We start from the raw sequence: 24,858 nt of genomic DNA, 5'->3' as shown, positions 1-24,858 counted from the left end.
ACCAGAATGGCCAAAAATAAACTAGGAATGATTGCCAGGACTAAGCAGAGATTTGATCAATACGTATTGATTCGTAAATATCGCATGCAACAAGAAAGAGATTATTTCGCTTCAGAGGGAGAATCTGATCCAAAACGCCTGGAAGCACAAAAAGAACGAGATAAGGAGTTTTTGAACGGTCTCAAGAAGATTGGAATAGGATTTATTGTATTTTTAGTTTTTTATGGAATTTTGCGAACAATATTAGGATTGTGGTAAATAAGCGAGGTATCCATGAAAAAAAAATTTAAACTGAAGATCCTCATTCCTTTTGTGGCTCTCCTATTAATTATCAATGTTGGGATAACCATGTTAGTTGGGATAATGGGAGCTGTAACCAATAATGGAAGAAATGATTGTGGTGCTGTAGAAACAACATCTTCAACTGGCGACTCCACAGTTTCTTCAGCTGATGGTTCCATCGATGACTTTGTAAAAAAGCATAAGGAAGCCTATATCCTGTCTTGGAAGGCAGGAGGTTTCCTACCTTCAGCTTCTATCACTCAAACAATGATAGAGAATGGCTTCAATTTTACGAATCCTAATGGTACTTCCTTCTGGAAAGCTCATAATATGGGAGGTGTTAAAACCTCTAGCAAAAGTAATTTTCCAGTTACTCTGGCGACGTATGGTGAAGATAGTGTTGATTTAAGTGGGACAAAGCCTGGAGCAAATGTAGGAGACGGCACAGGAGGAGCTTATACCTGGTTCTCTAGCTATGATGCAGGGATTGTAGGGAAAGCTGAGTTTATGGCTCACCAGACACTTTATAAAGGGGCTATAAACAATACAAATGGTATTGCTAGCCTATCTGCTATAGCAGATGGTGGATGGGCCACAGATGGCACTTATAAGAGCAAACTAACTGATATGTACCAAAAACTAGGTACGAAGTATCAGTGGCTTGATAAGGAAGCTATTGCTGCTCATGGTGAGAAACCTTATGAAGGAACCAGTACACAAGATACCAGTTCTCCAGATAGTGCGGTATCTTCTTCAGCTGAAAGAAGTGGATGTGGAGAGTCAGGTAGCAGTACAGATGGAACGGGAACTGTCCCTTCAGATGCGACTGCGTGGGGCTACAAACCAGAAGACTTACCAGATAGTTTGAAACCATTCATTATTGATCCTAAGAGTTTAGGCATGGATTATGCCAAGTCTACAGGATGGTATAATCCTGGAAGTGACGAGTATGCTGGACAATGTGTGAATCTTACAATTAGTATTGGAAATCACTTATGGGGTCATTCTGGTTCAGTTCAAGGTAATGGGAAAGATCAGGCAGCAGCTTGGGCATCAATATTTGGAAATTCAGTTAAAACTACACCCAAAAGAGGCGCTATTTTTTCTACACAGGTAGGAGGCGGAGGATATGGCCATACTGGAATTGTATGTCATGTTTTCGAAAATGGCTCTATCTTATTTGTAGAACAAAATACACCTCTGAGTGGTTGGGATCAGTACAAAACTCCATATACATGGAATTATCGTATTTGGACTAAATCACAACAACAAGAACAGGTAATCTCTTTTGCTTATCCAGATGACAGAGAAGCTAAATTAAGTTCAAATTAAAAGGAGGATATAAGATGATTGATTGGATAAAGGAGAATATGGTTGTATCGATTGTAGTAGGTATTCTATTGGTTTTGGCAGGAATAGGGATTGTATCGAGTTTCAGGCCATCTCAACAAACCAAAATAGAGGAAACGGCCCAGGTGAGTTCTTCAGGAACCGCTCAAAACGAACCGTCTTCCAAAGAGGAAACAGCAGATGAGAAGAATTATAGGACAGCTAAGCTAAAACTAGAACGTCCCTATGCAGAGGCAAGTTCAGAAGACAAAAAAGAAGTGTTAAAAGCCTTTGAAGAAGCAGTAGCAGATATAAAAAAGACGAATTTTCTGCCAAATGTCAAGGGAACAATTGAGAATCATTTATCTATGACACAGAATGCGATGGTTCAAACCTTTGCGATGGCTCTTCTGACGAATCAGTATGATTTTCAACCTGAACAATTGGAAGTGATGCCAACTGAATCAGATGATGTGATTCAATTTTTGGTTGTTCTAACTAAAAATGGAGAAGAGAACAGCTATTTCGTTGGAAATTTCAATACTACGGTTCAACAAATCCAGCTAAAAGCCTATGTTGGTGGAAATATAGGTGGTACATATGGATAACAAGTTGCACAAAAAGTTATATAACTTTTTGTGCTTTTATATTGACAAGTAAAGTTATTTTAGGTATAATTAAGTATATAAAAAGTTATATAACAAAATACACAATTGTCAAAGGAGGGAATCATGAAGATTCAGACAACAAACTTAGGAAAAGGTGGCGGTGGTAAGACTACAGATACCTTTAATGAAGGGGATTGGTTGGCACGTGTTAAGGGACTTAGAACACTACTCATTGATGGAGCTTGGGAATGCAATTTGACAAGAACATTTGATGTAAAATGTGAGAAAACTGTCTATGATATATTTACGACTGGAGAGTACGAAATTGTTCCAATATCAGAAAATCTCAGTTTGATTTGTGGTGATGAGCGTTTGACAGATGAGCAGTTAGATCTTGCTAGTCGAAACAACAAATATCTCCAGTTGTTTATGTGGTTTAGCGAACATTACGAAGAGTTAGAAGCACAATTTGATGTCATTCTAATTGATACGCACAATGATGAGAGTTTAGTTACAGCAAATTTTATAGCTGTATCAGATATTGTCTTGGCTGTTTCTGATGCCTCTCTTAATGGTTTTCGTGCCTGGTTATCTTTGAAAAATTTTGTAGACTTCATTAAGAGCGAAGCTATCGAAGTTATTACTAAGAAAAGCTATGTTAAAGCAGAACCTTATCTTATTGGAAATAAGATTAAGTACGTTGGAAACAATGTAACAGACACATGTAAACAATTTTTAGAAGTTGTTGAAGAAGATCAGGCTTACCTGGGATCTATCCAGGAGAAAGAGCTCATGGCTAAAAGTCTTGTGATCAGTCAGAGTGTATTTGAGCAACATGAAGAGATGACAGCTAACCAAAAAGAGACACATCAAAAGTTTTATGATAATATAAACTACGTATATGAAAATATTTTGAGTGTGTTAGAAGGAGAGGTAGCATGACAGAGAATCGATTCGCACAAGTAAAACAAACATTCCAAAGTACACCAAAGAGAGAAAAGACTCCTTCGTCTAGGAAACAAAATCAGGAGGCTAGAAAGTCTCCTGAGAGCTATAATAAAAAGCAAAGATATCCATTCTCTTTACATCATAATGTTCGATATGATATGTTAGATGCTTTAGTAGAGTATCATGGTGAGAAATCAGCTTCATCTTATATCGAGAAGATGATTATAAGAGAATGGGAAAAGATGCAGAAAAAAATTAAGTAATGAGATATCGGAAAGGATGATTTTTTATGATAGATTTTAGTAAAGAAATAAAGAAAAAAAATGATAATGACGATGAAGATCCACAATCAGGGAGAGATTATTTGCATGATATGAAGAAAAACAAAAAAATAAAGGACGAGGAACTTCTTAGAAAGTTGCACGAGGCACAGTCTAATATCTCCAGTTCAGATGAAAAATCACTTGAAATGGAGAAGGAATAATGAAATACTTATCAAATTTATCAGATATTCCAGAATTTTCTTCAGTAGCAACAGATTCAGGACAATTCTTTATTCCTCGTCCAATAATAGACAACCCACAGTTCAATGATTTGAAGAGTAGTGGAATTTTTCTCTACATGCTTTTATTAAATCGTTTAAGAGCTGCAGTTGACTTTGAATTAAAAGGATATGATGAAAATGGGAATACTTTTGTGTGTTACCCTATAGAGGAGCTAATGGAGGCTCTTCAATCAGGTAAAAGTAAAGTGATTTCTTTGAAAAAGAAGCTAAAGAATCATGGTTTAATTGAAGAAGTCCGCCAAGGGTCCAATCTACCCAATAGAATTTACTTAACAGATGAGATTTTAAAATATTACTGATAAAGTAGGAGGAATCTATGATGATTTTCATTGATATTAAAAGACTTGTTCAGCTGTTCTTTATTTTTATCGGAGCTATAGCTATCTATATGTTCTATAAGACATTTGGTCTTAGTATGGTGTTTATAGTCGTTTTAGGATTGGCCGTTTTAAAATTCGCTCCAGCTTTCCTTCCAGTTGTATTATTACTGTATTTGGGACTTCACTTTACAGGTGGTTTTTCCTTTATTGCAGATGGAATTGTGACAATTCTATGGAGTATCATTTTGATTCCAATGGCTATATTCACTATCGACATGAGCAAATCCTATTTTAGTAAAAAAGAGAAACCCTGGTATGACAAGTAAGAGTTTATCTGAAAAGATAGGCTCTTTTTTTTGTCAGAACAAAGGATTATTTGAACATTCAGGTCAAAATTTATTAAAATAAGCGTAATTTTAATAAGGGAGGATTCTGAATGGCTTTCTTTGATGAGAGAGAACTAAAAAATCAATTGCTGTTTCAAAATGCAAAAGAATTTTATAACTTTGTTTCTAGGTATGATGAGGAGATGATTCCAGTTATGAAAGCAAAGGGCTATACCTGTATTCATTCAATGGAGCGAACCGTCGCTTTTACATTTGGAGAGTTTACTTTCAGAAGAAGACGTTGGAAAAAGGGAGATCACTGGGTCATTCCAGTAGATGAGAAGTTAGGGCTTCAGAAGAACGTCCGCTTCTCATGGGAATTTATGTATCAGGTGGCTAAATTATCTACTTTAATGCCATATGATAAAGTAACTCAGGTGATCCAATTGACTTATCACATTTCGATAACAAAGCCAATTGTAGTAAAAGCTGTAAAAATTTGTGAGAAGTTATTAGAGGAAAGGGAAGGCTATCGATATTATGAAGAGAATAAAGAGGTTAGCAAAAGAAAAGCCCAGGTTATTTATATTGAGGGTGATGGTGTAATGGTCAAAGCACGTGACACACAGAAGGATAATAAGCATTACGATTTATCCCATTTTGTAGTCCATACAGGAAGCCAAAAAGTTGGCAGCAATCGATTTGAGCTCCTGGACAAAAAGGAATTTATTGGTCTTGACAATCGCTTAGTGAGGGAGCAGGTAATCGATTATCTATTCAATAATTACGAAGTTACGGATCAGACTTTATTGATTACGAACTCTGATGGAGGTCATGGATATACACCCTATGTTTTCAAAGATATTGCGAAGGTTTTACGAATTAAGCGCCACGAACATTTCTGGGATGCGTACCATGTAAATAAGGAGTTGAAGAATTATTTAAAATTTTACTCTGAAGATCTATTAGAGAGAGCTTTCCAGGCGATTAAGCAACATGACAAGCAGTTAATGAGAACTGTCCTAGATACAACTGAAAGTTATATCGAGACAGAAGAAGAACAAGAGTCATTTGAGAAGTTCAAGAGTAAAATATTGAGAAATTTCCAATTCACTAAACCAGCTGAACAAAGGGGATTCAGTCATGCAGGAATCGGGATAATGGAGAGTCAGCATCGTAAGGTCACCTATAGAATGAAAAAAAGAGGAATGTACTGGACACTTGCTGGAGCTGAAACGATGAGTAGGATAATTGTTTTGAATTATGAAGATTCTTTGAGGGAACTATTTTTTGGCAACTGGAGAGAAGATTATGAAAAATTTATTTCTTTAGAGGAAGTTTCTGCTTATACCATTAAAAAAAGAATGAGTAAAACGGGTAAAGAAAATACATCTAGATATCAATGTTACCCTGATAGTAAAAGATTATCTTACTTCCGAAAACAATAGAAGTACATAATAAAGTATATAAAAAGTTATACAACAACAACCTTTGAAAAAAAAGGTCTTTTTGTGCTACAATCAAACATAAAATGCTTGCACGGTGTGTAAAAATGTGTTATAATCTACTTAAATTAATCGAATAAAAAAAGACGAAAAGTGCGCTAACACTTCTCGCCTTACCGAGTAAGAACTCGTCCTTCTTACTCAGTCTTTAATTAATGATACCTGATAAGTGTATCAATGTCAAGACTGAGCAAGAAATTTGTTCAGTCTTTTTTTAAAACTCGGTGATGTTCTCCTAAAAAATGTATGAACTTAGGCGTTCTAAAAAATTCTACCGCATACAAAAATGAAAAATATCTTGACAATGAAGGAAAAATTGTGTTACAATAATAGACGGTACTTTTTACTTTTGGTCTCTCAAAAGTGTACAGGGACGTGCTGACAAATGTTGCAAAAGTACACACAGATGGTAGCTGTCACCAAGTGTATCATCACCAAAAATAAAAAAACACAGGAGAATGTAGATGCCTACAATTAACCAATTGGTTCGCAAACCGCGTAAATCAAAAGTAGAAAAATCTAAATCACCAGCTTTGAACGTTGGTTACAACAGTCATAAAAAAGTTCAAACAAACGTTTCTTCACCACAAAAACGTGGTGTTGCAACTCGTGTGGGAACAATGACACCTAAAAAACCTAACTCTGCCCTTCGTAAATTCGCTCGTGTACGTTTGAGCAACCTTATCGAAGTTACTGCCTACATCCCAGGTATCGGACACAACTTGCAAGAGCACAGCGTGGTGCTTCTTCGTGGTGGACGTGTAAAAGACCTTCCAGGGGTACGTTACCATATCGTCCGTGGTGCACTTGATACTGCAGGTGTTAACGATCGTAAACAAGGCCGTTCTAAATACGGTACTAAACGTCCAAAAGCATAAGGAAAGGGGATAAAGAGAAATGAGTCGTAAAAATAGAGCTCCAAAACGTGACGTATTGCCAGATCCGCTTTACAATTCACAACTAGTTACTCGTCTTATCAACCGCGTTATGCTTGATGGTAAACGTGGTACAGCTGCTTCAATCGTTTACGGTGCTTTTGAGCAAATCAAAGAAGCTACTGGAAACGATGCACTTGAAGTATTTGAAACAGCTATGGAAAACATCATGCCTGTACTTGAAGTACGTGCACGTCGTGTTGGTGGATCTAACTACCAAGTCCCAGTTGAAGTTCGTCCAGAACGTCGTACAACACTTGGACTTCGTTGGTTGGTAACCATCGCTCGCCTTCGTGGTGAACACACAATGCAAGACCGTCTTGCAAAAGAAATCTTGGATGCTGCGAACAACACTGGTGCAGCAGTTAAGAAACGTGAAGACACTCACCGTATGGCTGAAGCTAACCGTGCCTTCGCACACTTCCGTTGGTAATAAAATGATACTAAGAGCGGCAAAGGCCCAAGGCAAAAATAGGAAACTGATGCAGTGTTCCGTGAACACAAAGCAGTTTATCTTTTTTGCACCGGGCCTCGCTCGAGTTCGAATCAGTTAACTTGAGCTTTTAGCCCGAGTTCAATTCAACTTATCTACAAGTTGAAACCAACAAAAACAAGATAAACATTGAGAACGGGTAGGTCCTGCCTATCCGTTTTTATTAAAATCGTGTTATAATAGAATAGAAATTAAAATAAATAGGAGAAACAAACCTCATGGCACGCGAATTTTCACTTGAAAAAACTCGTAATATCGGTATCATGGCTCACGTCGATGCCGGTAAAACAACAACTACTGAGCGTATTCTTTACTACACTGGTAAAATCCACAAAATCGGTGAAACTCACGAAGGTGCGTCACAAATGGACTGGATGGAGCAAGAGCAAGAACGTGGTATCACTATCACATCTGCTGCGACAACAGCTCAATGGAATAACCACCGCGTAAACATCATCGACACACCAGGACACGTGGACTTCACAATCGAAGTACAACGTTCTCTTCGTGTATTGGACGGTGCGGTTACTGTTCTTGACTCACAATCAGGTGTTGAGCCTCAAACTGAAACAGTTTGGCGTCAAGCAACTGAGTACGGGGTTCCACGTATCGTATTTGCTAACAAAATGGACAAAATCGGTGCTGACTTCCTTTACTCAGTAAGCACACTTCACGACCGTCTTCAAGCAAACGCACACCCAATCCAATTGCCAATCGGTGCTGAAGATGACTTCCGCGGTATCATCGACTTGATCAAGATGAAAGCTGAAATCTATACTAATGACCTTGGTACAGATATCCTTGAAGAAGATATTCCAGCTGAATACCTTGACCAAGCTCAAGAATACCGTGAAAAATTGGTTGAAGCAGTCGCTGAAACTGATGAAGACTTGATGATGAAATACCTTGAAGGTGAAGAAATCACTAACGAAGAATTGAAAGCTGCTATCCGTAAAGCAACTATCAACGTTGAATTCTTCCCAGTATTGTGTGGTTCTGCCTTCAAGAACAAGGGTGTTCAATTGATGCTTGATGCGGTTATCGACTACCTTCCAAGCCCACTTGATATCCCAGCAATCAAAGGTATCAACCCAGATACAGATGAAGAAGAAACTCGTCCAGCATCTGACGAAGAGCCATTCGCAGCTCTTGCCTTCAAGATCATGACGGACCCATTCGTAGGTCGTTTGACATTCTTCCGTGTATACTCAGGTGTTCTTCAATCAGGTTCTTACGTATTGAACACTTCTAAAGGTAAACGTGAACGTATCGGACGTATCCTTCAAATGCACGCTAACAGCCGTCAAGAAATTGACACTGTTTACTCAGGTGATATCGCTGCTGCCGTTGGTTTGAAAGATACTACAACTGGTGACTCATTGACAGATGAAAAAGCTAAAATCATCCTTGAGTCAATCAACGTTCCAGAACCAGTTATCCAATTGATGGTTGAGCCAAAATCTAAAGCTGACCAAGATAAGATGGGTATCGCCCTTCAAAAATTGGCTGAAGAAGACCCAACATTCCGCGTTGAAACAAACGTTGAAACTGGTGAAACAGTTATCTCTGGTATGGGTGAGCTTCACCTTGACGTCCTTGTTGACCGTATGCGTCGTGAGTTCAAAGTGGAAGCAAACGTAGGTGCTCCTCAAGTATCTTACCGTGAAACATTCCGCGCTTCTACTCAAGCACGTGGATTCTTCAAACGTCAGTCTGGTGGTAAAGGTCAATTCGGTGATGTATGGATTGAATTTACTCCAAACGAAGAAGGTAAAGGATTCGAATTCGAAAACGCAATCGTCGGTGGTGTGGTTCCTCGTGAATTTATCCCAGCGGTTGAAAAAGGTTTGGTAGAATCTATGGCTAACGGTGTTCTTGCTGGTTACCCAATGGTTGACGTTAAAGCTAAGCTTTACGATGGTTCATACCACGATGTCGACTCATCTGAAACTGCCTTCAAGATCGCGGCTTCACTTGCCCTTAAAGAAGCTGCTAAATCAGCACAACCAGCTATCCTTGAGCCAATGATGCTTGTAACCATCACTGTTCCAGAAGAAAACCTTGGTGATGTTATGGGTCACGTGACTGCTCGTCGTGGACGTGTAGATGGTATGGAAGCACACGGTAACAGCCAAATCGTTCGTGCTTACGTTCCACTTGCTGAAATGTTCGGTTACGCAACAGTTCTTCGTTCTGCATCTCAAGGACGTGGTACCTTCATGATGGTATTCGACCACTACGAAGATGTACCTAAGTCAGTACAAGAAGAAATCATTAAGAAAAACAAAGGTGAAGACTAATCAGTCCTCACTCTAGAAGGAAGTCACTTAGTGGCTTCCTTTTTTTGTCTTTAACTATTCATTTTTACTGAATATAGTATACGAATTTAATCGCTAAGTGAGAGAGTTACTAATTTTATCCAGAAAGAAAATATTCTAATTTGATAAATTAAAGTAAATAAAGGTTCCTAATTCCGTAGAAAAGTTAATAAAAATGAGGAAAAGATTCATAAATACACTTTTAGATAGAAAATTCAGAAAATTAACTCTTTTGCCTTGAAAATTTTTGAAAAAATGGTATGATAGTAACAAGCTATTTTTTTAAGAGAAGAGAAAGGGGAACAATGGAGAAAATCAGTTTAGAATCTCCTAAGACGGGGTCGGACCTAGTTTTGGAAACACTTCGGGACTTAGGGATTGATACCATTTTTGGTTATCCTGGTGGTGCAGTCTTACCTTTGTATGATGCGATATACAATTTTAAAGGCATTCGCCACATCTTGGGACGCCATGAGCAAGGTTGTTTGCACGAAGCTGAAGGATATGCCAAATCAACTGGAAAGTTGGGCGTTGCCGTCGTCACGAGTGGGCCGGGAGCAACAAATGCCATTACAGGGATTGCAGATGCCATGAGCGATAGCGTTCCCCTTTTGGTCTTTACAGGTCAGGTTGCGCGAGCTGGGATTGGAAAGGATGCCTTTCAGGAAGCGGACATCGTGGGGATTACCATGCCCATTACCAAGTACAATTACCAAGTCCGTGAAACGGCAGACATTCCCCGTATCATTACGGAAGCTGTTCATATCGCAACGACAGGTCGTCCAGGTCCTGTTGTGATTGACTTGCCAAAGGATGTATCAGCTCTAGAGACAGATTTCATCTATTCACCAGAGGTGAATTTACCAAGTTACCAACCGACGCTTGATCCGAATGACATGCAAATCAAGAAAATCTTGAAGCAATTGTCAAAAGCCAAGAAACCTGTTTTGTTAGCAGGCGGTGGTATCAGCTATGCAGAAGCTTCTAAGGAGCTCAATGAATTTGCTGAACGTTACCAAATTCCAGTAGTCACTAGTCTCTTGGGACAAGGTACCATTGCAACGAGTCATCCGCTCTTCCTAGGGATGGGAGGCATGCACGGTTCTTTTGCGGCCAACATTGCAATGACGGAAGCGGACTTTATGATTAGTATTGGTTGCCGTTTCGATGACCGCTTGACTGGGAACCCTAAGACCTTCGCGAAGAATGCTAAGGTTGCCCATATCGACATTGACCCAGCTGAGATTGGTAAGATTATCAGTGCAGATATTCCTGTAGTGGGGGATGCTAAGAAAGCCTTGCAGATGCTACTGGCAGAACCAACTGTTAATAACAATACTGAAAAGTGGATTGAAAAAGTCACCAAGGACAAGAATCGAGTTCGTTCTTATGATAAGAAAGAGCGTGTGGTTCAACCGCAGGCCGTTATTGAACGCATCGGTGAGTTGACGAATGGAGATGCCATTGTTGTCACAGACGTAGGGCAACACCAAATGTGGACAGCTCAGTATTATCCTTACCAAAATGAGCGTCAGTTAGTCACTTCAGGTGGTTTGGGTACCATGGGATTCGGAGTTCCTGCAGCTATCGGAGCCAAGATTGCCAATCCAGAAAAAGAGGTCATCCTTTTTGTTGGTGATGGTGGTTTCCAAATGACCAACCAAGAGCTAGCGATCCTAAACATCTACAAGGTGCCGATTAAGGTTGTCATGTTGAATAACCACTCACTAGGAATGGTTCGTCAGTGGCAGGAATCCTTCTATGAGGGTAGAACTTCTGAGTCAGTCTTTGATACACTTCCTGACTTCCAGTTGATGGTACAGGCTTATGGCATCAAAAACTATAAATTTGATAATCCAGAGACGATAGAGAAGGATCTAGAAGTCATTCTGGAGGATGTGCCCATGTTTATCGAGGTGGATATTTCTCGTAAGGAACAGGTCTTACCGATGGTACCAGCTGGTAAGAGCAATCATGAGATGTTGGGGGTGAAGTTCCATGCGTAGAATGTTAACAGCTAGATTGCAAAACCGTTCAGGAGTTTTGAATCGTTTTACAGGTGTCCTTTCTCGTCGTCAAGTCAATATTGAGAGTATCTCGGTTGGTGCGACAGAGAACCCCAATGTATCTCGTATCACCATCATTATTGATGTAGCATCTCATGATGAAGTAGAGCAAATCATTAAACAGCTCAATCGTCAGATTGATGTGATTCGCATTCGAGATATCACAGATAAACCACACTTGGAAAGAGAAGTTATCTTGGTAAAAGTATCTGCTCCTGCTGAGAAGCGTGCAGAAATTTTGGCCATTATCCAACCTTTCCGTGCAACGGTAGTAGATGTGGCTCCAAGCTCAATCACCATCCAGATGACGGGAAATGCTGAGAAGAGTGAAGCTTTATTACGAGTGATTCGACCATATGGTATTAAAAATATCGCTCGTACGGGTGCAACTGGATTTACCCGCGACTAATACTCTTTGATTTTCAATGAGTATAAAATCCAGCATAAATTTGTTAAACCAGCCTATTAAGGCAATAAAAATAGAAAAGAGAGAAAAACTATGGCAGTTCAAATGGAATACGAAAAAGATGTTAAAGTAGCAGCGCTTGACGGTAAAAAAATCGCCGTAATCGGTTATGGTTCACAAGGACATGCGCATGCGCAAAACTTGCGTGATTCAGGTCGTGATGTCATCATCGGTGTGCGTCCAGGTAAATCTTTTGACAAAGCAAAAGAAGACGGTTTTGACACTTACACAGTAGCAGAAGCCACTAAATTGGCTGACGTTATCATGATCTTGGCACCAGACGAAATTCAACAAGAATTGTACGAAGCAGAAATCGCTCCAAACTTGGAAGCTGGAAATGCTGTTGGATTTGCTCATGGTTTCAATATCCATTTTGAATTTATCAAAGTTCCTGCAGATGTAGATGTCTTCATGTGTGCTCCTAAAGGACCAGGACACTTGGTACGTCGTACTTACGAAGAAGGATTTGGTGTTCCAGCTCTTTACGCAGTTTACCAAGATGCAACAGGAAATGCTAAAAACATTGCTATGGACTGGTGTAAAGGTGTTGGGGCAGCTCGTGTTGGTTTGCTTGAAACAACTTACAAAGAAGAAACTGAAGAAGATTTGTTTGGTGAACAAGCTGTACTTTGTGGTGGTTTGACTGCCCTTATCGAAGCAGGTTTTGAAGTTTTGACAGAAGCAGGCTATGCCCCAGAATTGGCTTACTTTGAAGTTCTTCATGAAATGAAATTGATCGTTGACTTGATCTATGAAGGTGGATTCAAGAAAATGCGTCAATCTATCTCAAACACTGCTGAATACGGTGACTATGTATCAGGTCCACGTGTGATTACTGAGCAAGTGAAAGAAAACATGAAAGCTGTTTTGGCAGATATCCAAAATGGTAAATTTGCAAATGACTTTGTGAATGACTACAAGGCTGGTCGTCCAAAATTAACTGCTTACCGTGAACAAGCAGCTAACCTTGAAATTGAAAAAGTTGGTGCAGAATTGCGTAAAGCAATGCCTTTCGTTGGTAAAAACGACGACGACGCATTCAAAATCTACAATTAATTCTTGTAAAGAGAGACAGAAGGCGAGTTGGGGGTACCTAACTCGTTTTTTATCTTGAACAGTATTTGAGGAGGAGACAATGCTAAGTGCAAAAGATGTGGTGAAAGCCCACAAAGTTTTGAGTGGTGTAGTAGTTGATACACCACTAGAATATGATCATTATTTATCAGAAAAATACCAAGCAAAGATTTATCTCAAAAAGGAGAATGCGCAACGAGTTCGCTCTTTTAAAATTCGTGGAGCCTATTATGCCATTTCTCAACTATCAAAAGAAGAACGCGAGCGTGGTGTAGTCTGTGCCTCTGCGGGAAATCATGCCCAAGGTGTCGCCTATACTTGTAATGAGATGAAGATTCCTGCAACGATCTTTATGCCTATTACAACACCGCAACAAAAGATTGGGCAGGTTCGCTTTTTCGGTGGAGAGTTCGTGACAATCAAGTTGGTTGGGGATACCTTTGATGCTTCTGCTAAGGCAGCACAAGAATTTACATTAACAGAAAACCGCACCTTCATCGATCCTTTTGATGATGCGCATGTTCAGGCTGGTCAAGGGACTGTAGCCTATGAAATTCTTGAAGAAGCCCGTAAAGAGTCTATTGATTTTGATACAGTACTTGTACCAGTAGGTGGTGGCGGATTGATTGCCGGTGTTTCTACTTATATTAAGGAAACCAATCCGACTATTGAAGTGATCGGGGTAGAAGCTAATGGTGCTCGCTCTATGAAAGCTGCCTTTGAAGCTGGGGGACCAGTTAAGCTCAAAGAAATTGATAAGTTCGCTGATGGGATAGCCGTACAGAAGGTTGGACAATTAACTTATGAAGCGACCCGTAAGAATGTTGAAACGCTGATTGGGGTGGACGAGGGATTGATTTCTGAAACCTTGATTGATCTTTATTCCAAACAAGGTATTGTAGCGGAACCAGCCGGAGCTGCCAGCGTTGCAGCCTTAGAAGTTTTATCAGACTATATCAAAGGCAAGACGATTTGTTGTATCATTTCTGGAGGAAATAACGATATCAACCGCATGCCAGAGATGGAAGAACGTGCCTTGATTTACGATGGAATCAAGCATTACTTTGTAGTGAATTTCCCACAACGTCCTGGAGCTCTCCGAGAGTTTGTAAATGACATTTTGGGGCCAAATGATGACATCACTCGTTTTGAATATATCAAACGAGCAAGCAAGGGGACAGGCCCTGTCTTGATTGGGGTAGCCCTTGCAAATAAACATGATTATGCTGGATTGATTCATCGAATGGAAAAGTTTGACCCATCTTATATTAATTTGAATGGGAACGAAACGTTGTATAATATGTTAGTTTAAGCTAAAATAAAATTATTATCATATTATTTGCGTAATGGTAATGATGGTGCTATAATGAGGGTGACGAAAGGGGGAGATTCCCATGTTTTTACAAATTTTACTTGTTTTATTGTTTTTAGTGGTGATTGCATCAGTGATCATGGTTAGTTCTGTATATGTGGTTCGACAACAATCTGTCGCTATCATAGAACGCTTTGGTAAATACCAAAAGTTGAGCAATAGCGGTATTCATTTACGAGCTCCTTTTGGGATTGATAGGATTGCGGCAAGAGTTCAACTACGCTTGTTGCAAAGTGAGATTGTTGTAGAGACAAAGACGCAAGATAATGTATTTGTAACGATGAATGTGGCAACTCAGTATCGAGTAAATGAAAACAATGTCACAGATGCTTATTATAAATTGATGCGTCCAGAAGCCCAGATTAAATCCTATATTGAAGATGCTTTGCGTTCATCTGTACCAAAGCTAACCCTAGATGAGTTGTTTGAGAAAAAGGATGAAATCGCCTTAGAAGTTCAAAAACAAGTGGCTGAAGAAATGTCTACGTATGGGTATATCATTGTCAAAACGCTGATTACTAAGGTTGAACCTGATGCTGAAGTAAAACAATCAATGAATGAAATTAACGCAGCTCAACGTAAGAGAGTTGCGGCGCAAGAGCTTGCTGAAGCAGATAAGATTAAAATCGTGACCGCAGCAGAAGCAGAAGCAGAAAAAGATCGCCTACATGGTGTAGGGATTGCAGAGCAGCGTAAAGCAATTGTTGACGGACTAGCTGATTCTATCCAAGAGTTAAAGGGAGCCAATGTTGAGCTAACTGAAGAACAAATCATGTCTATCCTATTAACGAACCAGTATTTAGATACGTTGAATAATTTTGCAGATAAAGAGGGTAATAATACAATCTTCCTACCAGCAAATCCTAATGGAGTCGAGGACATAAGAACTCATATATTATCGGCTTTAAAAGCCAAATAAAAATATGCAGAATAATATAGTTACGACGAATATATGTTTTTTTATTGACAAATGAAATAAAAACGTATACAATTAAGTATTGTAAAGAATAATTTAGGAGAAGAACATGGCTAAGTCGAACTTTGAAAAAGTAGAAGCAGTTGTTGGCTGGGTTCGTGATAAGAAAATCACAGGCTACCGTATCTCTAAAGAAACGAATGCGCGTGAAATGTCTATCATTGCTCTAGCACAAGGACGCGCAAAAGTTAAAAATATTTCATTTGAAACAGCTCTTGGTTTAATCGATTTCTATGAAAAAAATCATGAAAAATTTGAAGATTAAACTGTGGTCACAGGCAGATTCCTGAATCGAGTCTGCCTTTTCTTTACAATTACAAATTAAAAAGACTGCATTCTTTATGCAGTCTTTGTTTATTAGCTGAGATAACGTTGAAGAAATTCTTTTGTTCGTTCTTCTTTAGGGTTCGTGAAGAGTTCTTCTGGTTTGCCTTCTTCAGCAATGACGCCCTTATCCATAAAGATGACACGGTGAGAGACATCGCGAGCGAATTCCATTTCGTGGGTTACGACGATCATGGTCAAGCCTTCTTGAGCCAAATCTTGCATAATTTTGAGAACTTCTCCGACCATTTCTGGGTCAAGGGCAGATGTTGGTTCGTCGAAGAGAATGGCATCAGGATTCATGGAGAGTGCGCGGGCGATAGCCACGCGTTGTTTCTGCCCACCTGAGAGTTGCTTCGGCTTGGCTTGCCAGTAACGTTCTCCCATGCCAACTTTTTCGAGATTCTCTTTGGCAATTTTTTCGGCTTCAGAGTGATCACGTTTAAGGACAGTCGTCTGAGCGACGATTGTATTTTCGAGGACATTCAGATTTTCAAAGAGATTGAAAGATTGGAAAACCATACCGAGTTTTTCACGATAATGGGTGAGGTTATAGCCTTTTTCTAAGACATTTTCTCCTCGATAGAGAATCTCTCCCTCTGTAGGTGTTTCGAGTAAATTAATTGAACGAAGGAAGGTTGATTTTCCGCTTCCTGAGCTCCCGATGATGGAAATAACCTCTCCTTTATGGACGGTGAGAGAAATGTCTTTTAGCACTTCGTTTTGCCCATAGGATTTTTTGAGGTGTTTGATTTCAAGGATTGCTTGTGTCATTTTTTCAAATCCTCCGTTTGCATTTGGTTAGCACCTGTAGTGTAAGTATCCATGTCCATACGACGTTCGATGAAGCGTAGGATACGGGTCACAGTAAAGGTGAGGACAAAGTAAATCACGGCGATGATGGTAAAGGTCTGGAAGTATTGATAGGTTTGTGTTGCTACAGTATTTCCTGAGAAATAAAGCTCAACAACTGAAATAACGTTCAATACAGAGGTATCTTTAATGTTGATGACAAACTCATTACCAGTAGCGGGTAGAATATTACGGACAACCTGAGGTAGGACAATCTTACGCATGGTTTGATTGTGGGTCATACCAAGAGCAGTTGCAGCTTCAAACTGTCCTTTGTCTACTGCTAGGATACCACCACGGACGATTTCAGTCATGTAGGCACCTGTGTTGATTGAGACGATGAAGATAGCGGCTAGTGTGCGGTCAAGGTTGATACCGAAAGCTTGGGCAGTTCCATAGTAGATAACCATGGATTGAACAATCATCGGTGTACCACGGAAGATCTCGATATAGACATTGAGAATCCAACCGACTAGTTTCTGTAGGGCGTACATTGCCTTGTTCTCAGATAGTGGAGCGGTACGGAAGACCCCGATTGCAAGTCCGATAAGGAGACCTGTGATGGTTCCGATAATGGAGATTAGGAGTGTGATACCAGCACCACGCAAGAGTTGTTGCCAGTTCTCAGAAAGGATCTTAGCGACTTGACTAAAGAAACTACTTTCTTCCTCTGTTGTTGTAGATTCTACAGGTTGCTCTTTAATCATATGATCCATGAGGGCTACTTGTTCATCCTTAGAGATGGTTTCGATGCTCGCATTGATTTGGCTGATGCGGCTGTCATCTTTACGAAGTCCAATGGCAATAGCTGTATCTTCTTCGCCAGTTTTGAAACCTGGTTGAGGTTGGATCATTTTGAACTTAGCGTTAGCAGACTCAGCGGTCATTGCTTCAGGTCGTTCAGAAACATAGGCATCAATAACACCAGCTTCCAGAGCTTGACGCATCTGAGCGAAGTCACCCATAGCAGTTTCTTTTTTGGCACCTGGAATTTGGGAAATCAGGTCATAAAGGTAAACACCTTGTTGAGACGTGATTTTTGCTCCGCTAAAGTCTTCCAAAGATTTGGCATTTGCATAGGCAGAGTCCTTTTTTACCAATAGAACGGGTTCGCTAGTATAGTAACTGCTTGAAAAAGCAATTTCTTGTTTGCGTTCAGCGGTTGGGCTCATACCGGCAATGATCATATCAATTTTACCAGAAGTAAGGGCTGGAACAAGTCCTTCCCATTTGGTTTTTACGACCAAAGGTTCCTTGCCAAGGTCTTTGGCAATCTTTTTAGCGATTTGAACATCGTAGCCGTTGGCATATTGGTTGGTACCGTCGATTTTGACGGCGCCGTTACTATCGTCGTCTTGAGTCCAGTTGAAGGGAGCGTAAGCTGCCTCCATCCCGATGCGTAAATATTCGTCGGCTTGGACTTGGCTAACTAGTCCTAAGGTAAGGGCTAGGCTAGCAAGGATAGATAAGCATAATTTTTTCATGTTTTCTCCTATTTCTAGTCTAAAAATGACTCTCTCTATTGTATCTAAAAATAGTGAGATTTTCAATACAAGTAAGCCTTTACTTATAAAAAATGATATAATGGTAAAAAGATTGAAAGGGAACCGATTATGAAAAAAAGATGGCTGTTGGCTTTGGTATTTACTTATTTATTATTTATACCGAGCCTGGTTTTTGCAGTAGACTTTGATATCTTATTCTATCAGGGTGATTTGAATATTCATGCAGATAATACTGCAATTTTTAAGGAAACAATTACCTACCGCTTTGGAGATGATTATAATGGTCAGTTAGTTGGACTCGGGAAAGCTGGGAAAATGCCAGAAGGATTTGACATTGATCCCGATCCGACCGTTCAGGTCTCTAAAAATGGAAGAATTGTTCAAAATGCTTCTTTCTATACTATGGAGGAAGAGGACGGTTACAAGGTAAAAATTTACAATGCTGGATATGCTGGAGATACTGTTCGTGTAACGGTTACCTGGAAACTAACAAACCTTCTCTTCTTATATAAGGATATCGCAGAGCTAAATTGGCAACCCTTGACAGATAGTACTGGAGATATCAAAGAGATTGAGTTTAAGGTTAGCTCTGATACCCCAGCAGAGAAACTTTATTTTCATGCAGGCCAACTCCTAAGGGACTCTAGTGTTGAAAAAGTAAATAATCTCTATCATGTCAAAATGAAAGACCTTCCTAGAAAGCGACAGATCGAATTACACGCATACTGGCCTAGAAGTGCTTTTGCAGGAGCTCCAGATCAAGGATTAGAGGAAGAACGTTTAACCGATTTTAACCGGATTGAAAGCAATATAGCAACAGAAAAAGCGCAAAGTGAGATTTTGATGAAATGGATGCTTCCCGTCATTTTTATGAGTCTCTTACTTTTAGTTCCTCTCTTCTATAGGAAGTTTCGTCAGAGTACAAGCATTAAAAAGGTCTTTCCAAAAGATCATCGACTCTACGAACCACCGATGGATTTACCTCCAATGGTTTTAGCAGAAGCAGTGTATTCAACTTCCTTAGAGGAAGTCAATCCCCTAAACAAATCAGGGTTTGGTAAATTTACTTTTGAACGTTTGATTCAGGCAACCTTGTTGGATTTAGTAGATCGAGGCCATTTATCTATTTTCCAAGGGGATGAAGAACCTTATGTGCGCATTATCAGTGAAAAGGGTTTGTCCAATTTTGAGAAGGAATGCCTGCGCATGACTTTGTCAAATAAGAAAGAATTGGCTATTTCAGAGCTCTTCCCTGATTACCAAGTTTCATCTTCCCTTTACCGTGGTGCCAAAGAGTCAGATGAAAAACATATCCGAGAAACAGGCTTGCGTCTCAAACGCTCCTTTGAAGGAAGACTTCAACGCATTCAGTCTTGTGTCAAGGATAAGGTCCATGTACTTCGTATCCCAAGCTACTATCGTCCCTTGACAAGTGAGGAACGTCGCCTTGCTCTCGGGATGCGGGTCTGTTCAGCCATAACAGCTCTAGGTGGACTGCTATTCTTTTACTATAGCTGGAAAACACATGGCTTCTTTTCAATCCCATTTCTACTCTTAGGATTGACAGGATTAGGGACTAGTTTCTGGGTTTACCTTGCCACGCGAGGAGCCTATCGAGATGGAGTTCTAACAGAGGAAGGAGCGGAAATCTTCTATCTCTGGACGAGTTTCGAAAATATGCTTCGCGACATCGCTCATCTGGATCAGGCCGAGCTAGAGAGCATCGTCCTTTGGAATCGTCTACTGGTCTATGCGACTCTCTTTGGTTATGCCAAGAAGGTGAGCAAGTTAATGAAAGTCCGTCATATTCAGCTTGAAAATCCAGATTTGAATCTTTATGTAGCCTATGGTTGGCACTCACAGTTCTACACCTCAACTGCACAAATCAAGCAATATACTGCTGTCGCAAATACAGCTAGCAATTACTCTGTATCTTCTGGAAGTGGTTCTTCAGGTGGAGGATTCTCAGGAGGCGGAGGCGGTGGTAGCATCGGCGCCTTCTAAAAAATCTATCGCAACATCTGAAATTATGTTATAATAGAGGACAGAAAAAGGAGTAATGTATGTATTTTATTGAAATTTTGAAGTCAATCTTTTTTGGGATTGTTGAAGGAATTACAGAATGGTTGCCGATTTCAAGTACTGGCCACTTGATCTTGGTTGAAGAATTTGTCCAATACAAGGACCAGAATGAAGCCTTCATGTCCATGTTTAATGTTGTCATCCAGCTTGGTGCCATTTTAGCAGTTATGGTCATTTACTTTAACAAGCTTAATCCTTTCAAACCTGGTAAAACTAAGGTAGAAGTTCGTAGAACTTGGCAGTTGTGGTCAAAAGTCTTTGTTGCGACCTTGCCTTTGCTATTGGTTTTTAAACTAGATGATTGGTTTGATGCTAACTTCCATAACATGGTTTCAGTTGCGATTATGTTGATTATCTATGGTGTTGCCTTTATCTACCTTGAAAAACGAAATAAGGCGCAAGCCATTGAACCAACAGTAATAGAGCTTGACAAGCTGCCTTATAAAACAGCCCTTTACATTGGGCTCTTCCAAGTCCTCGCCCTCTTCCCGGGAACGAGCCGTTCAGGTGCGACGATTGTTGGTGGTTTGTTAAATGGAACGAGCCGCTCTGTCGTAACAGAGTTTACCTTCTATCTCGGAATTCCTGTTATGTTCGGAGCCAGCGCTTTAAAGATTTTCAAATTTATTAAAGCAGGTCAACTCTTGAGTTTTGGACAACTGTTCTTGCTCTTGGTTGCTATGGGTGTTGCCTTCGCGGTCAGCATGGTTGCTATTCGTTTCTTGACCAGCTATGTGAAGAAGCACGACTTTACACTCTTTGGTAAATACCGTATTGTACTCGGTAGTGTCTTGTTGCTCTATAGTTTTGTGCGTTTGTTTGTATAAGAAAAAGCTTGAAGGGAGATTCCTTCAAGCTTTTTAAAATCCTGTTACCGTAATTCCTAGTAAACGAATACCTTTTTCTTTGTCAGCTAGTTCTTCGTAGAGTTGAAGGGCAGTTTGAGAAATCTGACTAGCGTCCTGTGTTGCTTGTGGGAGGCTTTTTCGTCTAGTCAGAGTGGAGAAGTCAGCATATCGTATTTTTAGGATAATGATTTTTCCAGCTTTGTCCTGTTTACTGAGATTGAGAGCTACTTTTTCAGAGAGGAGAGTCAGCTCTTTTTTAATGTCTTCTTCTACTTGTAGGATCTTTCCATAGGTTTTTTCCTTGCCAATGGACTTACGAATGCGGTCGGGTTTGACCGGTGAGTTATGAATGCCCCTTGCCTTTCGATAAAGGTCAAAACCGAGTCTGCCGAACCGATCGATTAAAGTGACTTCTGAGACGTCCAATAAGTCCGCACCAGTATAAATGCCCATTTCATGAAGGCGTTCAACTGTTTTTTTTCCCACACCATGAAATTTAGCAATGTCCATTTGTTTGAGAAAATCCTCAGCCTGATCTGGGAGGATAACTGTTAAACCATGCGGTTTTTGATAGTCACTAGCCATTTTAGCTAAGAATTTGTTATAAGAGACGCCTGCAGAAGCAGTCAGATGTAGCTCCTGCCAGATATCTTGTTGGATGAGGCGGGCTATTTTGACAGCTGACTTGATACCGAGTTTATTTTCCGTTACATCCAAGTATGCCTCGTCAATACTCATAGGTTCAATCAAATCAGTGTATCGTTTAAAAATAGCACGAATCTCAAGCCCCACTACCTTATACTTTTCATAATTTCCAGAGATAAAGATAGCTTGGGGACAGCGCTCATAAGCTTCTTTAGAGCTCATAGCTGAATGAACTCCAAAAGCTCGTGCCTCGTAGCTACAGGTAGAAACGACACCTCGACCACCTGTTTGTCTGGGATCACTTCCGATGATAACAGGTTTGCCCTTTAACTTGGGATTATCTCTGATTTCCACCGCAGCAAAAAAGGCATCCATGTCGATATGGATGATTTTTCTGGACAGATCATTTATCAATGGAAATATGAGCATCCCAATCCCTTTCTAGTGTCATTTTCTATTTATTATACCCTTTTTTCTGAAAAAATGGGAAAGTTCAGCCTGACTTTCAAAAATATAATACAGATAAGAGCAAAAAAGAGACTGTATTATAAAAGAAAGCGTCTAAAATGCCGATTCCCTCTTGTTGAAATCGGTTACTGTATGGTATACTTGACTCAAGAATGTAACAGATGACTGTTACTAGAAAAAAGAGGACATTAACATGGTTGTTAAGACAGTTGTTGAAGCACAAGATATTTTTGATAAAGCTTGGGAAGGCTTCAAAGGCGTAGATTGGAAAGAAAAAGCAAGTATTTCTCGCTTCGTTCAAGCTAACTACACACCTTACGATGGAGATGAAAGTTTCCTTGCTGGACCAACAGAACGTTCACTTCACATCAAAAAAATTGTAGAAGAAACAAAAGCACACTACGAAGAAACTCGTTTCCCAATGGACACTCGTCCAACATCTATTGCTGATATTCCTGCTGGATTTATCGACAAAGAAAATGAAGTTATCTTCGGTATCCAAAACGATGAACTCTTCAAATTGAACTTCATGCCAAAAGGTGGTATCCGTATGGCTGAAACTACTTTGAAGGAAAATGGATATGAACCAGATCCAGCTGTTCACGAAATCTTCACTAAATACGTAACAACAGTTAACGACGGTATCTTCCGTGCCTACACTTCAAACATTCGTCGCGCTCGTCACGCTCACACTGTAACTGGTCTTCCAGATGCCTACTCACGTGGACGTATCATCGGTGTTTACGCACGTCTTGCTCTTTACGGTGCTGACTACTTGATGCAAGAAAAAGTAAACGACTGGAATGCGATCAAAGAAATTGATGAAGAAACAATCCGTCTTCGTGAAGAAGTAAACCTTCAATACCAAGCATTGCAACAAGTTGTTCGCTTGGGTGACCTTTACGGAGTTGATGTCCGCAAACCAGCGATGAACACGAAAGAAGCCATCCAATGGGTTAACATCGCCTTCATGGCTGTCTGCCGTGTTATTAACGGTGCTGCTACATCTCTAGGACGTGTGCCAATCGTATTGGATATCTTTGCAGAACGTGACCTTGCTCGTGGTACATTTACTGAATCAGAAATCCAAGAGTTCGTTGATGATTTCGTTATGAAACTTCGTACAGTTAAATTTGCTCGTACAAAAGCTTATGACCAATTGTACTCAGGTGACCCAACCTTCATCACAACTTCTATGGCTGGTATGGGTAACGATGGTCGTCACCGTGTTACTAAGATGGACTACCGTTTCTTGAACACTCTTGACAACATCGGTAACTCTCCAGAGCCAAACTTGACAGTTCTTTGGACTGACAAATTGCCATACAACTTCCGTCGCTACTGTATGCACATGAGCCACAAACACTCTTCTATCCAATATGAAGGTGTAACAACAATGGCTAAAGACGGATACGGAGAAATGAGCTGTATCTCATGCTGTGTGTCACCACTTGACCCAGAAAACGAAGATCAACGCCACAACATCCAGTACTTCGGTGCTCGTGTAAACGTTTTGAAAGCCCTTCTTACTGGTTTGAACGGTGGTTACGACGATGTTCACAAAGACTACAAAGTATTTGACATCGATCCTATCCGTGACGAAGTTCTTGAATTCGAATCAGTTAAAGCGAACTTTGAAAAATCTCTTGACTGGTTGACTGACACTTATGTAGATGCTTTGAACATCATCCACTACATGACTGACAAGTACAACTACGAAGCTGTTCAAATGGCCTTCTTGCCAACTAAACAACGTGCTAACATGGGATTCGGTATCTGTGGATTTGCAAACACAGTTGATACATTGTCAGCTATCAAATACGCTATCGTTAAACCAATCCGTGACGAAAATGGATACATCTACGATTACGAAACAATCGGTGAATACCCACGTTGGGGTGAAGATGACCCACGTTCAAACGAATTGGCAGAATGGTTGATCGAAGCTTATACAACTCGTCTACGTAGCCACAAACTATACAAAGACGCAGAAGCAACTGTATCACTTTTGACAATCACATCTAACGTTGCTTACTCTAAACAAACTGGTAACTCACCAGTCCACAAAGGTGTATACCTCAACGAAGATGGTTCTGTGAACTTGTCTAAACTTGAATTCTTCTCACCAGGTGCGAACCCATCTAACAAAGCTAAAGGTGGATGGTTGCAAAACTTGAACTCACTTGCTAGCCTTGACTTTGGTTACGCAGCTGACGGTATCTCATTGACAACTCAAGTTTCTCCACGTGCTCTTGGTAAGACTCGTGACGAACAAGTTGATAACTTGGTAACAATCCTTGATGGTTACTTCGAAAACGGTGGACAACACGTTAACTTGAACGTTATGGACTTGAACGATGTTTACGAAAAGATCATGTCAGGTGAAGACGTTATCGTACGTATCTCTGGATACTGTGTAAACACTAAATACCTCACTCCAGAACAAAAAACTGAATTGACACAACGTGTCTTCCACGAAGTTCTTTCAATGGATGACGCATTGAGCTAAGATTCAATTAGAATGAAAAGAAAGCTAGTCTATAGGACTGGC

At 40.1% G+C, this 24,858-nt stretch carries 24 protein-coding genes; 21 read left to right on the top strand and 3 right to left on the bottom strand.

What is annotated here, in order from left to right:
* The first annotated feature begins 6 nt into the window (after positions 1-6).
* The 18 genes from V470_08330 to V470_08245 all read left to right on the top strand — a co-directional run bounded on the left by V470_08330 (position 7) and on the right by V470_08245 (position 15,848).
* Entirely contained in the window at positions 7-258 is a 252-nt protein-coding gene (locus V470_08330) for a hypothetical protein (protein ID AHZ48418.1), read from the top strand.
* A 15-nt stretch (positions 259-273) separates the two neighbouring features.
* Complete coding sequence (locus V470_08325; GenBank protein AHZ48417.1) at positions 274-1,614, top strand: amidase; 1,341 nt, start codon at positions 274-276, stop codon at positions 1,612-1,614.
* 14 nt (positions 1,615-1,628) lie between these two features.
* Positions 1,629-2,219 carry a signal peptide protein gene (locus tag V470_08320; protein AHZ48416.1) on the top strand — a complete coding sequence of 197 codons (591 nt, stop codon included), beginning with the start codon at positions 1,629-1,631 and terminating at the stop codon, positions 2,217-2,219.
* A gap of 123 nt (positions 2,220-2,342) precedes the next feature.
* On the top strand, positions 2,343-3,161 hold the full coding sequence (locus V470_08315) for a cobalamin biosynthesis protein CobQ (GenBank protein ID AHZ48415.1): 819 nt from the start codon (positions 2,343-2,345) through the stop codon (positions 3,159-3,161).
* Positions 3,158-3,430: a hypothetical protein gene (locus V470_08310; protein ID AHZ48414.1), complete on the top strand. Its 273-nt coding sequence runs from the start codon at positions 3,158-3,160 to the stop codon at positions 3,428-3,430. Before V470_08315 ends, V470_08310 begins: the two co-directional genes overlap by 4 nt.
* Positions 3,431-3,456: 26 nt before the next feature.
* The gene (locus tag V470_08305; protein AHZ48413.1) at positions 3,457-3,651 is read left to right on the top strand and encodes a hypothetical protein; all 195 of its coding nucleotides are present in this window, start codon (positions 3,457-3,459) and stop codon (positions 3,649-3,651) included.
* Positions 3,651-4,031, top strand: coding sequence for a replication initiator protein A (locus V470_08300; GenBank protein ID AHZ48412.1), 381 nt, complete (start codon positions 3,651-3,653; stop codon positions 4,029-4,031). The genes V470_08305 and V470_08300 overlap by 1 nt, the downstream gene beginning before the upstream one ends.
* Positions 4,032-4,048: 17 nt before the next feature.
* Positions 4,049-4,378 carry a membrane protein gene (locus tag V470_08295; GenBank protein ID AHZ48411.1) on the top strand — a complete coding sequence of 110 codons (330 nt, stop codon included), beginning with the start codon at positions 4,049-4,051 and terminating at the stop codon, positions 4,376-4,378.
* A 110-nt stretch (positions 4,379-4,488) separates the two neighbouring features.
* Positions 4,489-5,826 (top strand): transposase, encoded by a 1,338-nt coding sequence (locus V470_08290; GenBank protein ID AHZ48410.1) that lies wholly within the window; start codon positions 4,489-4,491, stop codon positions 5,824-5,826.
* Between the two features lie 521 nt (positions 5,827-6,347).
* Positions 6,348-6,761, top strand: a complete 414-nt coding sequence (locus V470_08285) for a 30S ribosomal protein S12 (protein ID AHZ48409.1) — start codon at positions 6,348-6,350, stop codon at positions 6,759-6,761.
* Positions 6,762-6,780: 19 nt separating this feature from the next.
* Positions 6,781-7,251 carry a 30S ribosomal protein S7 gene (locus V470_08280; protein ID AHZ48408.1) on the top strand — a complete coding sequence of 157 codons (471 nt, stop codon included), beginning with the start codon at positions 6,781-6,783 and terminating at the stop codon, positions 7,249-7,251.
* A 278-nt stretch (positions 7,252-7,529) separates the two neighbouring features.
* Positions 7,530-9,611, top strand: a complete 2,082-nt coding sequence (gene fusA / locus V470_08275; protein AHZ48407.1) for an elongation factor G — start codon at positions 7,530-7,532, stop codon at positions 9,609-9,611.
* A gap of 323 nt (positions 9,612-9,934) precedes the next feature.
* Positions 9,935-11,635: an acetolactate synthase catalytic subunit gene (locus V470_08270; GenBank protein ID AHZ48406.1), complete on the top strand. Its 1,701-nt coding sequence runs from the start codon at positions 9,935-9,937 to the stop codon at positions 11,633-11,635.
* Positions 11,628-12,104, top strand: a complete 477-nt coding sequence (locus tag V470_08265; protein ID AHZ48405.1) for an acetolactate synthase — start codon at positions 11,628-11,630, stop codon at positions 12,102-12,104. The genes V470_08270 and V470_08265 overlap by 8 nt, the downstream gene beginning before the upstream one ends.
* Positions 12,105-12,194: 90 nt before the next feature.
* On the top strand, positions 12,195-13,217 hold the full coding sequence (locus V470_08260; GenBank protein AHZ48404.1) for a ketol-acid reductoisomerase: 1,023 nt from the start codon (positions 12,195-12,197) through the stop codon (positions 13,215-13,217).
* A 79-nt stretch (positions 13,218-13,296) separates the two neighbouring features.
* Positions 13,297-14,547 carry a threonine dehydratase gene (locus tag V470_08255; protein AHZ48403.1) on the top strand — a complete coding sequence of 417 codons (1,251 nt, stop codon included), beginning with the start codon at positions 13,297-13,299 and terminating at the stop codon, positions 14,545-14,547.
* A gap of 82 nt (positions 14,548-14,629) precedes the next feature.
* Entirely contained in the window at positions 14,630-15,526 is an 897-nt protein-coding gene (locus V470_08250; GenBank protein ID AHZ48402.1) for a protease, read from the top strand.
* A gap of 106 nt (positions 15,527-15,632) precedes the next feature.
* A complete protein-coding gene (locus tag V470_08245; GenBank protein ID AHZ48401.1) occupies positions 15,633-15,848 on the top strand; it encodes a hypothetical protein in 216 nt (71 codons plus the stop codon).
* Positions 15,849-15,940: 92 nt separating this feature from the next.
* Here V470_08245 and V470_08240 read toward each other — a convergent pair whose 3' ends face one another.
* Positions 15,941-16,681 (bottom strand): ABC transporter, encoded by a 741-nt coding sequence (locus V470_08240; GenBank protein AHZ48400.1) that lies wholly within the window; start codon positions 16,679-16,681, stop codon positions 15,941-15,943.
* A complete protein-coding gene (locus V470_08235) occupies positions 16,678-18,243 on the bottom strand; it encodes a glutamine ABC transporter substrate-binding protein (protein ID AHZ48399.1) in 1,566 nt (521 codons plus the stop codon). Before V470_08235 ends, V470_08240 begins: the two co-directional genes overlap by 4 nt.
* Before the next feature lie 129 nt (positions 18,244-18,372).
* Here V470_08235 and V470_08230 point away from each other — a divergent pair, with 129 nt between their 5' ends.
* A complete protein-coding gene (locus tag V470_08230) occupies positions 18,373-20,268 on the top strand; it encodes a threonine dehydratase (GenBank protein AHZ48398.1) in 1,896 nt (631 codons plus the stop codon).
* 59 nt (positions 20,269-20,327) lie between these two features.
* Entirely contained in the window at positions 20,328-21,173 is an 846-nt protein-coding gene (locus tag V470_08225; GenBank protein AHZ48397.1) for a UDP pyrophosphate phosphatase, read from the top strand.
* Between the two features lie 33 nt (positions 21,174-21,206).
* Here the strand turns inward: V470_08225 and V470_08220 are convergent, their stop codons facing one another.
* Positions 21,207-22,268: a DNA polymerase IV gene (locus V470_08220; protein AHZ48396.1), complete on the bottom strand. Its 1,062-nt coding sequence runs from the start codon at positions 22,266-22,268 to the stop codon at positions 21,207-21,209.
* 232 nt (positions 22,269-22,500) lie between these two features.
* Between V470_08220 and V470_08215 the strand changes: the two genes are divergently transcribed.
* The gene (locus V470_08215; protein ID AHZ48395.1) at positions 22,501-24,816 is read left to right on the top strand and encodes a formate acetyltransferase; all 2,316 of its coding nucleotides are present in this window, start codon (positions 22,501-22,503) and stop codon (positions 24,814-24,816) included.
* The last annotated feature ends 42 nt before the right edge of the window (positions 24,817-24,858 follow it).

It is taken from the genome of Streptococcus sp. VT 162 (assembly GCA_000688775.2).
Lineage (GTDB): Bacteria > Bacillota > Bacilli > Lactobacillales > Streptococcaceae > Streptococcus.
The sequence above is the reverse complement of the archived record's forward strand: the minus strand, read 5'-3'. Positions and strand labels throughout refer to the sequence as shown.

Coding starts and splice junctions, on each gene's coding strand:
- V470_08285 (AHZ48409.1), top strand. CDS start 6,348: ATGCCTACAATTAACCAATTGGTTCGCAAACCGCGTAAATCAAAAGTA.
- V470_08250 (AHZ48402.1), top strand. CDS start 14,630: ATGTTTTTACAAATTTTACTTGTTTTATTGTTTTTAGTGGTGATTGCA.
- V470_08325 (AHZ48417.1), top strand. CDS start 274: ATGAAAAAAAAATTTAAACTGAAGATCCTCATTCCTTTTGTGGCTCTC.
- V470_08215 (AHZ48395.1), top strand. CDS start 22,501: ATGGTTGTTAAGACAGTTGTTGAAGCACAAGATATTTTTGATAAAGCT.
- V470_08255 (AHZ48403.1), top strand. CDS start 13,297: ATGCTAAGTGCAAAAGATGTGGTGAAAGCCCACAAAGTTTTGAGTGGT.
- V470_08295 (AHZ48411.1), top strand. CDS start 4,049: ATGATGATTTTCATTGATATTAAAAGACTTGTTCAGCTGTTCTTTATT.
- V470_08300 (AHZ48412.1), top strand. CDS start 3,651: ATGAAATACTTATCAAATTTATCAGATATTCCAGAATTTTCTTCAGTA.
- V470_08235 (AHZ48399.1), bottom strand. CDS start 18,243: ATGAAAAAATTATGCTTATCTATCCTTGCTAGCCTAGCCCTTACCTTA.
- V470_08310 (AHZ48414.1), top strand. CDS start 3,158: ATGACAGAGAATCGATTCGCACAAGTAAAACAAACATTCCAAAGTACA.
- V470_08230 (AHZ48398.1), top strand. CDS start 18,373: ATGAAAAAAAGATGGCTGTTGGCTTTGGTATTTACTTATTTATTATTT.
- V470_08260 (AHZ48404.1), top strand. CDS start 12,195: ATGGCAGTTCAAATGGAATACGAAAAAGATGTTAAAGTAGCAGCGCTT.
- V470_08320 (AHZ48416.1), top strand. CDS start 1,629: ATGATTGATTGGATAAAGGAGAATATGGTTGTATCGATTGTAGTAGGT.
- V470_08220 (AHZ48396.1), bottom strand. CDS start 22,268: ATGCTCATATTTCCATTGATAAATGATCTGTCCAGAAAAATCATCCAT.
- V470_08280 (AHZ48408.1), top strand. CDS start 6,781: ATGAGTCGTAAAAATAGAGCTCCAAAACGTGACGTATTGCCAGATCCG.
- V470_08240 (AHZ48400.1), bottom strand. CDS start 16,681: ATGACACAAGCAATCCTTGAAATCAAACACCTCAAAAAATCCTATGGG.
- V470_08265 (AHZ48405.1), top strand. CDS start 11,628: ATGCGTAGAATGTTAACAGCTAGATTGCAAAACCGTTCAGGAGTTTTG.
- V470_08330 (AHZ48418.1), top strand. CDS start 7: ATGGCCAAAAATAAACTAGGAATGATTGCCAGGACTAAGCAGAGATTT.
- V470_08315 (AHZ48415.1), top strand. CDS start 2,343: ATGAAGATTCAGACAACAAACTTAGGAAAAGGTGGCGGTGGTAAGACT.
- V470_08245 (AHZ48401.1), top strand. CDS start 15,633: ATGGCTAAGTCGAACTTTGAAAAAGTAGAAGCAGTTGTTGGCTGGGTT.
- V470_08305 (AHZ48413.1), top strand. CDS start 3,457: ATGATAGATTTTAGTAAAGAAATAAAGAAAAAAAATGATAATGACGAT.
- V470_08290 (AHZ48410.1), top strand. CDS start 4,489: ATGGCTTTCTTTGATGAGAGAGAACTAAAAAATCAATTGCTGTTTCAA.
- fusA (AHZ48407.1), top strand. CDS start 7,530: ATGGCACGCGAATTTTCACTTGAAAAAACTCGTAATATCGGTATCATG.
- V470_08225 (AHZ48397.1), top strand. CDS start 20,328: ATGTATTTTATTGAAATTTTGAAGTCAATCTTTTTTGGGATTGTTGAA.
- V470_08270 (AHZ48406.1), top strand. CDS start 9,935: ATGGAGAAAATCAGTTTAGAATCTCCTAAGACGGGGTCGGACCTAGTT.